The 12,195-nt window shown below is 67.7% G+C and carries 10 protein-coding genes; 6 read left to right on the top strand and 4 right to left on the bottom strand.

The features are described from left to right. Positions 1-35 precede the first annotated feature (35 nt). Positions 36-995, bottom strand: a complete 960-nt coding sequence (locus DZG09_RS06760; RefSeq protein ID WP_162893198.1) for a LysR family transcriptional regulator — start codon at positions 993-995, stop codon at positions 36-38. 4 nt (positions 996-999) lie between these two features. Beyond that, complete coding sequence (locus DZG09_RS06755; protein WP_119696850.1) at positions 1,000-1,854, bottom strand: IclR family transcriptional regulator; 855 nt, start codon at positions 1,852-1,854, stop codon at positions 1,000-1,002. 282 nt (positions 1,855-2,136) lie between these two features. Between DZG09_RS06755 and DZG09_RS06750 the strand changes: the two genes are divergently transcribed. Genes DZG09_RS06750 through DZG09_RS06730 form a run of 5 tightly spaced genes read left to right on the top strand, consistent with a single transcriptional unit; the run spans position 2,137 to position 6,848 of the window. Beyond that, complete coding sequence (locus DZG09_RS06750) at positions 2,137-2,919, top strand: ABC transporter ATP-binding protein (protein ID WP_119696849.1); 783 nt, start codon at positions 2,137-2,139, stop codon at positions 2,917-2,919. After that, the gene (locus DZG09_RS06745; protein ID WP_119696848.1) at positions 2,906-3,616 is read left to right on the top strand and encodes an ABC transporter ATP-binding protein; all 711 of its coding nucleotides are present in this window, start codon (positions 2,906-2,908) and stop codon (positions 3,614-3,616) included. The genes DZG09_RS06750 and DZG09_RS06745 overlap by 14 nt, the downstream gene beginning before the upstream one ends. A gap of 1 nt (position 3,617) precedes the next feature. Next, positions 3,618-4,499: a branched-chain amino acid ABC transporter permease gene (locus tag DZG09_RS06740; RefSeq protein ID WP_119696847.1), complete on the top strand. Its 882-nt coding sequence runs from the start codon at positions 3,618-3,620 to the stop codon at positions 4,497-4,499. 8 nt (positions 4,500-4,507) lie between these two features. Further along, positions 4,508-5,545: a branched-chain amino acid ABC transporter permease gene (locus DZG09_RS06735; RefSeq protein ID WP_119696846.1), complete on the top strand. Its 1,038-nt coding sequence runs from the start codon at positions 4,508-4,510 to the stop codon at positions 5,543-5,545. A gap of 37 nt (positions 5,546-5,582) precedes the next feature. Beyond that, positions 5,583-6,848, top strand: coding sequence for an ABC transporter substrate-binding protein (locus DZG09_RS06730; RefSeq protein ID WP_119696845.1), 1,266 nt, complete (start codon positions 5,583-5,585; stop codon positions 6,846-6,848). Positions 6,849-6,894: 46 nt separating this feature from the next. Here DZG09_RS06730 and DZG09_RS06725 read toward each other — a convergent pair whose 3' ends face one another. After that, entirely contained in the window at positions 6,895-7,470 is a 576-nt protein-coding gene (locus DZG09_RS06725; RefSeq protein WP_119696844.1) for a TetR/AcrR family transcriptional regulator, read from the bottom strand. A gap of 1 nt (position 7,471) precedes the next feature. Continuing rightward, positions 7,472-8,944 (bottom strand): MFS transporter, encoded by a 1,473-nt coding sequence (locus DZG09_RS06720; protein ID WP_119696843.1) that lies wholly within the window; start codon positions 8,942-8,944, stop codon positions 7,472-7,474. A 248-nt stretch (positions 8,945-9,192) separates the two neighbouring features. Here DZG09_RS06720 and DZG09_RS06715 point away from each other — a divergent pair, with 248 nt between their 5' ends. Beyond that, positions 9,193-12,150: a glycoside hydrolase family 3 C-terminal domain-containing protein gene (locus tag DZG09_RS06715; RefSeq protein ID WP_240423749.1), complete on the top strand. Its 2,958-nt coding sequence runs from the start codon at positions 9,193-9,195 to the stop codon at positions 12,148-12,150. Positions 12,151-12,195 lie beyond the last annotated feature (45 nt).

The raw sequence follows: 12,195 nt of genomic DNA, 5'->3' as shown, positions 1-12,195 counted from the left end.
CGCCGGATGACCGAGCGCGAGACGCAGCGACTGCCTCAGTCGGCGGCCCGCTCGCCCGGCACTGCATCGCCGTGGATGACCGAGAACTGCCCCTTCGAGCCTCGGATGGCATGGGCGACGGTGTCGTAGAGCCAGTCGAGCGCCGCAGCATGCTGAGTCGTCACGCGCCGGTACAGCCGCAGTTCGAGCGGCGCCATCTCGAACGGCAGCGGCCTCACCCTCAGCGACCAGTGCCTGGCCCAACCCAGCGCGATCGTGTCGGGAACCGTCGCCACGAACCGGTCGCTGCGCGCCAGAAGCGGGGGAAGCGACGCATAGTGGTTCAGCCGGATGAAGGGCCGCACCCGTCCACCGGCCCGCTGCAGCGCTGCGGCGACCTCGTCGCCGCCCGAGTCCTCCGCCACGGAGATGTGCGTGGCCCCGAGGTAGTCGTCGAGACTGAGGCTGCCTTCGGCGAGCGGATGGGATCTGCCCATCGCGAGGCCGTAGCTCTGCGTCTTCAGCACGGTGCTGGGAAACTCGCCCGTGATGTGGCGCGGCGTCACGGCCAGGTCGACCGTGCCCCGCGCGAGCCAGTCCGGCAGCGCGTCCGGTTCGATCGGCACGATCTCGATCGGCATCTGCGGCGCCTGCGCCGTCACGGCGCTCAGCAGCGCCGACGCCCAGCCGATCTCCCCCAGCTCGCTCAGCGCGATCCGGAAGGTGCGATCGCTCGTGCTCGGGTCGAAGCCGTGCACCTGCTCGATCGTGCGGTCGACGGCGGCGAGCGCCTCACGGAAGCCCGGGTACAGCGACTGCGCCAGCGCCGTCGGCTCCATCGTGCGTCCGCGGCGCTCGAACAGCCGGTCGTCGACCTCGCCCCTCAGCCTCGCCAGCGACTGGCTCACGGCCGACTGAGTGACGTACAGGCGCGACGCGGCGACGGTGAGGCTGCGCGCCTCGTAGACGGCGACGAACACGCGCACCAGGTTCAGATCCATCGACGACCATGCCATGCCATCACCGCGTCGCCGACGCGCCGTCCTCCTCGAGCTCGGCGATGAATTCGATCGACCGCTTCGACAGTCCGATCGTCTCCGGCGCGATCTCGCCCGTCTCGCCGGATGCGCGGACCAGGTCGCGCGAGGCCCCGGCTGCCGCCGCTGTGAGCAGGTCGGCGATCGGCTGCGCCGGTGTGTCATCGTTCGGCACGACCACCGTCAGTGCGGCGATCACGCGTCCTCCCGCTCCCCGCACCGGCACTCCGATCGCCCGCGCCTCGAGATGGATGTGCCCGTCGGTGACGACGAAGCCGTCGCCGCGGATCCTGGTGAGCATGCGGCGCAGCTGCTCGGGGCCGCTGATCGTCTCGCTGGTGTATCTGCGCATCGGCGCGCGGCATACGGCATCGACTGTCCCCGCGTCCGCATGCGCGAGCAGCACGAGCCCGGCCGACGAAGCGTGTGCGGGAATCCTGCCGCCGACCAGCGTCGCGTTGATCACGGCGTCCGGCATCGACAGCCGCTCGATGTACAGCGCCTCTGTGCCCTGCAGGATGCCGAGCTGCGTGTGCTGCCTGACTCTGCGGTGCACGGCCTCGCACCACGGCCGGGCGATCTCGCGCAGGCCGACGGCGCCCGGCGTGCGCGAGGCGTACTCCCACAGCCGCACGCCGAGGCGGTACGAGCGATCCGGCTGCCGCTCGAGCAGCCCTTCTCTGGTGAGTTCGCCGACGAGGCGATGCGCGGTCGACGGTGCCAGCCTCGAAGCGGCGGCGATCTCGGTCAGCGTCAGGAACGGATGCAGGGGGTCGAACGCATCGAGCACCGCCAGATGCCTGGCGAGCGCCGAGCGCCCCGCTGACTTGTGCGCCATCGCACCTCCCGTGGCGCCGATCCTACGCCGAGTTTCACATCAATGGGATAACCGACCGGCCGCAGACGCACGCGGCGCATCATATGAAGAGCCCGGATGCCGCACAATGACGTGAGGGCGAAGAAGCCGATCGACACTGAAAGTGTAACGAAATCTGAACCAAGATTGTTAACACTTTTGGCACACAACCGTAGTAACGTGCAACGATAGGCGGCGCAGACGACCCGACGCCCGCGCCGACACGCCCACAGATCGCACCGCCGCGACAGAGAGAGATCAGCGATGGCCGCTCGATTGACCCTTGCAGACGTCAACCTCCGATTCGGAGGGGTGACGGTGCTCACCGACGTCGGCTTCGAGGTCGAGCCTGGAGAGGTCTTCGGCCTCGTCGGCCCGAACGGTGCGGGCAAGACCTCGCTGTTCAACTGCATCAGCGGGCACTACAAGCCGACATCCGGATCGATCCTGATCGACGGCGAGGAGGTCGCGGGCTCCGCACCTTCGACGATGAACAGGCGCGGACTCGCACGCACCTTCCAGCACCCGGCGCTGCAGCTGAACCACACCGTGCTCGAGAACGTGATGCTCGGCGGCCACACTCGTCTGCCAGGCGGCCCGCTCAGGTGGTCGCTGCGCATTCCGCCCACGGGCCGCCGGGAGCGGGAGGTGCGCGACGAGGCGATGACCATGCTCGAGGATCAGGGGCTCGCGTGGGCCGCGCACTCCCGTGCAGACGAGCTGTCTCACGGGCTGCACAAGTCGGTCGAGCTCTGCCGTGCGCGCATGTCGCACCCGTCGCTGCTGCTGCTCGACGAGCCGGCAGCAGGCCTGTCCCATGGCGAGGTGGAGCAGCTGATGACCACGGTGCGCCACCTGACGCAGAACGGCGAGCTGACGGTCGTCATCGTCGAGCACAATATGGGGCTCATCTCGGCGCTCACGGACCGTGTCGTCATTCTCAACTACGGCAGGAAGCTCATGCAGGGCACGGCGGCCGAGGCACAGGCCGACCCTCGCGTGATCGAGGCGTACATCGGAACGGAGGCCGCGGATGACGCTGCTTGAGCTCACCGACGTCACGGCGTCGTACGGAAAGGTGCAGGTGCTCGATGGCGTCTCGCTCCGGGTGCCGGATGGCGGCGCCGTCGGCATCCTCGGCGCCAACGGCGCAGGCAAGACGACCACGCTGCGCGCCATCTCCGGCACCGTGAACGTCGGAGGACTGATCACCTTCGACGGCACCGACATCACGCATGCAGGCCCCGAGAAGGTCGCCTCACTCGGCATCGCGCACGTGCCGGAGGGACGAGGCACCCTGCCCAACCTCTCGGTGCGCGAGAACCTGATGGTCGGTGCCTATCTGCGCAAGGACCGAAGCGGCATATCCGGCGACATCGATTTCATCCTCGAGCTGTTCCCGAACCTGAGCCGCCGCATCGCCCAGAACGCCTCGACGCTGTCGGGCGGCGAGCAGCAGATGCTCGCGATCGCCCGCGCATTCATGGCGAAGCCCCGCCTGCTCCTCCTCGACGAGCCGTCGCTGGGTCTGGCGCCCTCGACGTCGAAGGACGTCTACGACTCGATCCAGCGGCTGCGCGACGAGTCCGGCATCGCCATGCTCGTGGTGGAGCAGAACGCCGCCCTCGCCTTCCGCATCGTCGAGGCCGCGACCGTGCTCGAGACCGGCCGCAGCGTGCTCAGCGGCACGGCAGCGGAGCTGAAGGGCCGCGACGAGATCAGAAAGGCGTACCTCGGGGGCTGACATGGGAACCTTCATCCAACTCGTCGTCGACGGACTCGGCACCGGATCGATCTACGCGGCCCTCGGCCTGGCCATCGTGCTCGTGAACCAGTCGACGGGAATGATCAACTTCGCTCAGGGCGGCATGGCCGTGCTGTCCGCGTACTTCGTCTACGCCTTCGTAGGCTGGGGGATGCCGCTCATCGTCGGTATCCTGCTCGCGGTCATCGCCGCATTCATCCTGGGTGCGCTCATCGAGCGCCTGCTCATCCGGAGGTTCGAGAAGGGCGACCCCGACACTGCGATCGTCGTCACGGTCGGCCTGCTCACACTGCTCACCGGGCTCGCGGGCTGGATCTGGTCGTACAACAACCTGCGACTGCCGTGGCTGTTCCCCGAAGCGACCCTCTCGTTCCTGGGTGCGACGATCAGCTGGAAGTCGCTCGGCACCTTCCTGGTGATCCTCGCCGCGATGGGCCTGATCCAGCTGCTCTTCCGCGGCACGAAGCTCGGCCTCGCGCTGCGCGCCGTGGCCGACAATCCGTCGTCCGCAGCCCTCGCCGGCATCCCGGTCGGGCGCCACCTGATGATCGGCTGGGGTCTGGCCGCCGCCCTCGGCGCGATCGCGGGCGCGCTCATCGCACCGCGCCTGTCGCTGACGCCCGGCATGTTCGACACCGTGCTCGTGTACGCGCTGGCCGCCGTCATCCTCGGCGGACTGTCCAGCCCGATCGGCGTCGTCGTCGCCGCATGGATCATCGGCGTGCTCGAGAACCTGGCCGCGGTCTACGTGCCACTGATCGGGCACGACCTCAAGATCGCCGTGCCGTTCGTGCTCCTGTTCATCGTGCTGCTGATCAGGCCGCAGGGCCTGTTCGGCCGCAAGACCGTCGTGCGAGTGTGAGGAACGAGATGTCCGCTTCACCTTCTGTCCCCGACCTCACCGCTCCCCTGACCACGCCGGCGTCCGGCCGACGCGCGTGGTGGAAGTACGCCGTGGCCGCGGCCATCGTGATCGCGCTGCTGCTCGCCCCGCTCGTGCTGCAGGTGGAGGCGAATCAGCAGCTGGCCCGCGTCGGCGTCTTCGCCGTCGCCGTGCTCGGCCTGAACGTGATCATGGGCTACACCGGCCAGGTCTCGCTCGGCCAGATCTTCTTCGTCGGCTTCGGCGCCTACGTCACGGCATACGGCGTGAACAACGACTGGCCGATCGTCGTCACCTTCATCGCCGCGATCGTGCTGCCCGGCGTCGCAGGGCTCATCGTGGCCTTCGCCGCGGCGCGCCTCGGCGGACTCGCCATCGCCATGGTCACGATCGCGCTGCCCGTCATCGGCGTGCCGCTCGCCAAGCGGCTGTCCGATCTCACCGGAGGGTCGCAGGGCACATCGGCGCGCTTCTCCGATGCGCCGGACTGGACGGGTCTCGCCGACGACCAGTGGCAGTACTACACCGTGCTGCTCATCGCCGGCATCTGCTTCATCCTGGTGGCGAACCTCACGCGCGGAAAGTTCGGTCGCGCACTGGCCATCGTGAAGGAGAACGAGAACGTCGCGAAGTCGATGGGCATCTCCCCTTACCGCTACAAGGTGATGTCGTTCACGATCGCCGCGATGATCGGCGGTGTGGCCGGCTTCCTCTACATGGTCGTCATCCAATACACGAGCCCCGAAACGCTCGCATTCCACCACTCGATCAACCTGCTCGCTTCGATGGTCGTCGGCGGTGCCGCGAGCATCTTCGGATCGCTGCTCGGCGGCATCTACTACGTGTTCGTTCCGAGCATCACCAACGAGATCGCACCGACGCTGACCGCGCTCATCCAGGGCATCATCCTGCTTACCGTGCTGATCATCCTGCCGGGCGGCCTCGCCAGCGTGCCTCACCGCATCAGGCGCCTGTTCCGTGGGCGCCGCTCGGCCGACCGTCCGGATGATCGGACCGGTTCGTAACGTCCCTTCAGACACCACCAACGAAAGAGGTTCCGTCATGATCCTGAACAGCAGGAAAGCGAAGTGGCTCGGCACCGTCGCCGTCGGCTCCGCGCTCGCTCTCGTCCTGGCCGGCTGCGGCCGCGACGACGGCGGCTCCGGCGGCGGCGATGGCGACGGCGGCGGATCGAGCCCCGGCATCACCGACGACTCGATCACCCTCGGCGTCACGACGCCGCTGTCGGGTGCCACGGCCGGTCCCGGCAACTGCACGGTCGCGGGGCTCGTCGCCTACATGGGCGAGCGCAACGATGCCGGCGGCATCGAGTTCGGCGACGGCAACACCCGCACAGTCGACGTGCAGGCATGGGACGACGCCTACGACCCGCAGAAGGCGCTGCAGAACTTCCAGCAGAATTCCGGCGACGTGTTCGCGTTCACGGCGGGACTCGGCACGCCGACCAACCGCGCATTCCGCGACGCGGCGATCGACGAGGAGGTGCCGCAGGTCCTGATCCAGACCGGCGACCCGATCTTCTCCGATCAGACCGAGAGCCCGTGGCAGCTCGGCTTCGTGCCCACGTACATGAACGAGGGCGCGGCGTTCGGCGAGCTGCTCGCGGAGTCGGGCGACGACCTCACGGTTGCGATCCTGTCGCAGAACGATGACTACGGCGAAGGCTACGTCGAGGGCTTCAAGGAGGCCATCGAGGGAACGGGCGTCGAGGTCGTGAAAGAGCTCACCTACGAGGCGACCGACCCCTCCGTCGACTCCCAGCTGACACAGCTGGCGGACACCGACGCCGACGTGTTCTTCAACGCCATGTCGATCACACCGCTGGTGATCTCATCGATCGAGAAGACGCGCGAGCTCGGCTGGTCACCCAGCTGGTTCCTGCCGTCGAACACGTCGAGCCCCGTGGCCATCCTCGGCCCGGCGAACGCCGCCCCGGAGGACGGTTTCTACTCGGTGTCGTTCGCCAAGGCGCCGCAGTCGCCGGCCTACGCGGAGGACGAGGACGTCACCACCTTCCTCTCCTCGCTCGAGACCTACTCGGGCGACTACACCACGACGCCCGATTTCCCGCACTGCATGTGGAGCTACATGATCGGAGCGACTCTCGACGAGACGTTCCAGAACATGGAGGAGCCGACCCGCGAGTCCTTCATGGAGGCGCTGCGCAGCGTCTCCGACCTGCAGGCGCCGCTGATGCTGGACGGCACCGCGGTGAACACCACGGAGGACGGTCAGCCTGCCGTGTCGAGCCTTGTCGTGCAGGAGTACAACGGCAACGGCTACGAGACGGTCGATTCGATCGGCTGATCCGACCCGCCGGACGATGAGGCGTCCGCCCCTGGGGGCGGACGCCTCATCGTGTCTCCTCCGGATCCCCGCCCCGCGTCATGTCGAGCAGCTGTTCCTTCAGCGCGGCGCAGTCGTCGGGGTTCAGAATCGCACCCCACAGCGGGGCGCTGCCGACGCCGTCGGACGCGGCCACGATGATCCGGATGGCCTGCTCCCCGAGCCCGTCTGCCATCAGCTCATCCCGCCAGCGCCGTCCGTCGGCCGACGCGATCTCCTGGATGCCGGGCTCGCTCATCAGGTGCGCGGCCACGGCGATCTGATCGCGTGCGACATCGTCCGACAGCTCCGCGAACGTCGCGCGGATGTATCCCCTGGCCAGGCGTCCGTGTGCGCCGCCGCGTTCCTTCTCGGTCTCGGCGTACACGGCCTCGCGGAAGCGCGCGAACAGGTCGGCCGCGCTCGCGCGCAGCAGGTCCTCCTTGGTCGGAAAGTGGTACAGCAGCCCGCCCTTCGACACCCCGGCCGCGTCAGCGATCCTGGCCAGCGACACCTCCTGCCCGTGGCGAGCCACCATGGGCGTCGCCGCGTCGAGGATGATCCTTCGCGTTCCATCGGCATCGCGCCCCGCTGTGCGTCCCATGTCAGTCCACGTTAGCCGCGACCGCCGGCCGCACGTTCGGAATCAGGCGGAGCGCCACGACTGCTCCGGCGACCATCACACCTGCGGCGATGAGCGTGGTCACCTGCATCGAGTGCACGAAGGACTCCCGCGCGGCCTCGAGCGCCGCTCCCTCGCCCAGCTCGGCTGCGGCGTTCGCGAGCGAGTCCCGCGCAGCATCCGGAGCGTCTGCGGGAAGCACGAACCGGTACATCACCGTGAGCACCGAGCCCAGCACGGCGATGCCCATCGCCGTGCCCAGCTCGTACGCGGTCTCGGAGATCGACGAGGCCGCGCCCGACTTCTCCTGCGGTACGGACGAGACGACCGCATCGACGCTGAGCGTCTCGGAGATGCCGATGCCGAGCCCGAGCGGCACCAGGGCGATGAGCAGCCATGACAGGTGCGCGCTGCCCTCCATCACCGCGACCGCCACCAGTCCGGCGGCCCCGAGCGCCAGCGCGAACGCGATCGCCCTGCCCCGGCCGAGGCGGGCGACGAGGAAACCGACGCACGCCACGGCGATGATCGACGCGACGGCGACGGGCAGCTGCGCGAGCCCCGCGCCGAGCGGCTGCAGCCCCCGGGCGAGCTGCAGGTACTGCGAGAAGAAGAACAGCACACCGCTCATCGCGAAGACCGAGATGAAGTTCACTGCCACTGCGCCGGAGAAGGAGCCGTTGCGGAACAGCTCGATGTCGATCATCGGCGCGGCCGAGCGGCGCTGGCGGCGCACGAACAGGACGGAACCCGCGGCGGATGCGGCGAGCGCGACGGCCAGTGCGACGTCGACCGCACCCGTGGTGAGGTGCTTGATGGCATAGACGAACGGCACGATCGCGAGCATGGACCACGCGCTCGAGAGAAGGTCGAGCCTGCCGGGATGCGGGTTCTTCGACTCCGGCAGCACCCACGCACCCACTCCGACGATGATGAGCATCACCGGCACGTTGATCAGGAAGACGCTCCCCCACCAGAAGTGCTCGAGCAGCGCGCCCCCGACGACGGGGCCGAGTGCGATGCCGCTCGCGGCGGCCGCCGACCAGATCGCGATCGCGCGGGTGCGCTCGGCCGGATCGGTGAAGATGTTGCGGATGAGCGAGAGCGTCGACGGCATCAGCGTCGAACCCGCGACCCCCAGCAGCAGCCGTGCGACGATGAGCATCTCGGGCGTGGGAGCGAACGCCGCCGCCACAGAGGCGATGCCGAACGAGGTGGCGCCGATCAGCAGCAGTCGCTTGCGCCCGACGCGATCGGCGATGTTCCCCATGGTGATGAGGAGGCCGGCGATCGCCAACGAGTACACGTCGCCGATCCACAGCACGGCGGTCGCGCTGGCGTCGAGATCCCGCGCGAGCGATGGCACGGCGAGGTGCAGCACCGTTGCATCGATGGCGAGCAGCAGCACCGCTCCCGTGAGCACGCCGAGGCTGAGATAGCGCCGTGCGGGTGTCATGATTCCTCGTCTCGCTGTACCGTCCAGTCGGTATAGTTTTGTTCATTCACCTGAGCTTCCGCTGAGCAGACCAGCGGTGCGCGAGTTTTGACCGATCGTGCCGCTGCAACCCTCCATCCGGGCGGCGGCGCCTAGCGTGTTGATGTTGGACGCATGGGCGCGCCGAGAAGCGCACAACAGCAAAGATGCCCCGCGTACAGCACAAGGGCGAGACGAAGCAGCCGCCTATGACCAGGAGGAGTCCCAGAGTGAGTGACGCGACGGCGAAGTCGAAACGACGCCCCATGTCGAACAAGAAGTTCCTGTCCATCTGGATACCGGTGCTCGCCTTCGTGGCACTGATCACCGTGGTCCTCAACGTCGCGCTGAATGTGGGCTTCAACTGGGTCGCCTCGCAGCTCGGCGGCGGCACCTATACGGTCGACCAGTCCGAGGAGGCAGCCGACTGGGACACCGCGTACTACGAGGCCGACTTCGACACGATCGAGGACGTCGACACCGCTTCGCGCGAGCTGGTGCAGGACATCGCAGGCGAGGGCATCGTGCTCGCGAAGAACTCGTCGCAGGCGCTGCCGATCGATGAGGGCGCCGCGGTCACGATGCTCGGCGCCGCGGCCGTCAACCCGGTCTACGGCGGCGCCGGGTCCGGCTCGGTCGACACCTCGACGGCGGTCACGCCCCAGCAGGGTCTCGAGAACGCCGGTTTCACGGTGAACCAGTCCGTGATCGACGAGCTGACGGCCTTCACCGAAGAGAACCCGCGCGGCTTCATCGAGATGGACAAGCCGGATGTGTCGACCTACACGATCGGCGAGATGCCCGTCTCCGGCTACGACTCCGTCGCCGATTCCTTCGGCGAGTACGACGATGCCGCCGTGGTCTTCGTCGGCCGTCCCGGCGGCGAGGGCGGCGACCTCACCACCGATATGTCCGGGTGGGATGACAACTACGAGGATGGCCAGCACCAGCTCGAGCTGAACAAGGACGAGCGCGATCTGATCGACCTCGCCGCCGACAGCTTCGACACCGTGATCGTGGCCGTGAACGCCTCGACGACGATCGAGTTGGACCCGGTCCAGAACAACGCCGATGTCGACGGCGTGCTGCTGATCGGCTCGCCGGGTGCCACCGGGTTCAACGCGGTCGGCGAGGTGCTCTCCGGCGCCGTCAACCCGTCCGGCCGCACGGTCGACACCTGGGCCTCCGACTTCACGAAGGACCCGAGCTTCGCGAACTTCGGCGACTTCGTCTACGACAACCTCGACGTCGAGTACCCGGCGTCGGTGCTGGAGGCCGCAGCCTCCAACGCCGACGTCACCTCGGATGCCCCGTTCGTCAACTACCAGGAGGGCATCTACGTCGGCTACCGCTACTACGAGACGGCCGCCGCCGAGGGCTTCATCGACTACGACGACGCCGTCGTCTACCCATTCGGCTACGGCCTGAGCTACACCGACTTCTCCTGGCAGGTCGCCGATCGCTCCCTCGGTGACGTCGACGGCGAGATCTCCCTCGACATCGAGGTGACCAACGACGGCACGACCGCAGGCAAGGACGTCGTCGAGCTGTACTACTCGGCGCCGTACACCGCAGGCGGCATCGAGAAGCCCGAGGTCGTGCTGGGTGCGTTCGCCAAGACCGGTGAGATCGCACCGGGCGAAAGCGAGACCGTCACGGTCTCACTGAACGTCGAGGACATGGCGTCGTACGACTACGAGGACGCGGCCGCATACGTGCTGGAGGCCGGCGACTACGATCTCTCGCTGCGCACCGACTCGCACACGCCAGCCGACGACGTCGACGCAATCGCCTACACGGTCGACGAGACGGTCGTCTACGACGAGGACGACCAGCGCTCGTCCGACGAGGCCGCGGTGACCAACCAGTTCGACGACGTGTCGGAGATGTTCACGGACGAGCCCGAAGAGGGCAAGATCCTGAACATGTCGCGCGCCGACTTCGCCGGCACCTTCCCGACTGCGCCGAGCGATGACCTGATGCAGGCGACCGATGCGATCGCGGAAGGCTTCGCACCATACGACGTCGAGGCGGCACAGGACCCGGACGCCGAGGCGCCCACCACCGGTCAGGACACCGACCTGACGCTGGTGAACCTGCGCGGCCTGCCGATCGACGATCCGCAGTGGGACGAGCTGCTCGACTCGCTGACGATCGACGAGATGACCGAGATGCTGCTCAACGGCGCGTACCAGACGGGCGCGCTCCCCAGCATTGCGAAGCCGATCACCACGGATCTCGACGGTCCCGCAGGGTTCTCGTCGTTCATCAACGCGTCGGTGAACGGCACGGCCTACCCGACCGAGTTCCTCATCGCACAGACGTGGAACGTCGAGCTGAGCAAGGCCATGGGCACCATGGTGGGCAACGAGGCGCTGTTCAAGGAGGTATCGGGCTGGTACGCGCCCGCAGTGAACCTGCACCGCTCCCCGTTCGCCGGTCGCAACTTCGAGTACTACTCGGAGGACCCGTTCCTCTCCGGTGCGATGGGCCTCGCTTCCACGGACGGCGCGGCGTCGAAGGGTCTCTACACGACTCTGAAGCACTTCGCGCTGAATGACATGGAGGCCAACCGCGTGAACAACGGCATCGCGGTCTGGGCCAACGAGCAGACGATCCGCGAGGTGTACCTGAAGCCGTTCGAGATGATCGTCAAGGACGCCGAGATGCCCGTGGAGTACATCGCGGACGAGAACGGCACGGTCGAACAGACGACGGTCGGTGCGACCGCGGTGATGAGCTCGTTCAACCGCATCGGCGCCACGTGGGCCGGCGGCTCCGAGGCGCTGATGACGAACGTGCTGCGCGGCGAGTGGGGCTTCGACGGCTTCGCCATCTCCGACTTCAACCTGTACCGCTATATGAACCCGAACCAGAGCATCGCCGCGGGAACGGACCTCACGCTCACGTTCGCTCCGTCGAAGTCGTTCGACGACACGAGCTCGGCGACGGCGCAGCAGGACATCCGGAAGGCGACGCACCACGTGCTGTACGCGGTCGCGAACTCCAACGCGATGAACGGCTTCGCACCCGGCTCGACGGTCACCTACGAGCCGCCGATGTGGCGCTGGATCCAGCTCGGAGCGACCATCCTGATCGGCGTTCTGGTGCTGCTCGGCGTGTACCTCGTGATCCGCCGCGTGCGCAGGCACCGCACGGGCGACGACGAGGTGCGCCTCGCAGAATGACCCGCTGACACCAAGCGGCGCCCGGTGGCTCTTCTGCCGCCGGGC

Origin of the sequence: Microbacterium halotolerans (genome assembly GCF_003569805.1) — a bacterium.
Lineage (GTDB): Bacteria > Actinomycetota > Actinomycetes > Actinomycetales > Microbacteriaceae > Microbacterium > Microbacterium halotolerans.
Note: the sequence above shows the minus strand (reverse complement) of the source record. Positions and strands in the feature narration are given on the sequence as shown.

What these genes read in the sequence shown, in the direction of transcription:
- DZG09_RS06760 (WP_162893198.1), bottom strand. Translation starts at nt 995, where the DNA reads ATGGCATGGTCGTCGATGGATCTGAACCTGGTGCGCGTGTTCGTCGCC.
- DZG09_RS06740 (WP_119696847.1), top strand. Translation starts at nt 3,618, where the DNA reads ATGGGAACCTTCATCCAACTCGTCGTCGACGGACTCGGCACCGGATCG.
- DZG09_RS06730 (WP_119696845.1), top strand. Translation starts at nt 5,583, where the DNA reads ATGATCCTGAACAGCAGGAAAGCGAAGTGGCTCGGCACCGTCGCCGTC.
- DZG09_RS06735 (WP_119696846.1), top strand. Translation starts at nt 4,508, where the DNA reads ATGTCCGCTTCACCTTCTGTCCCCGACCTCACCGCTCCCCTGACCACG.
- DZG09_RS06745 (WP_119696848.1), top strand. Translation starts at nt 2,906, where the DNA reads ATGACGCTGCTTGAGCTCACCGACGTCACGGCGTCGTACGGAAAGGTG.
- DZG09_RS06725 (WP_119696844.1), bottom strand. Translation starts at nt 7,470, where the DNA reads ATGGGACGCACAGCGGGGCGCGATGCCGATGGAACGCGAAGGATCATC.
- DZG09_RS06750 (WP_119696849.1), top strand. Translation starts at nt 2,137, where the DNA reads ATGGCCGCTCGATTGACCCTTGCAGACGTCAACCTCCGATTCGGAGGG.
- DZG09_RS06720 (WP_119696843.1), bottom strand. Translation starts at nt 8,944, where the DNA reads ATGACACCCGCACGGCGCTATCTCAGCCTCGGCGTGCTCACGGGAGCG.
- DZG09_RS06755 (WP_119696850.1), bottom strand. Translation starts at nt 1,854, where the DNA reads ATGGCGCACAAGTCAGCGGGGCGCTCGGCGCTCGCCAGGCATCTGGCG.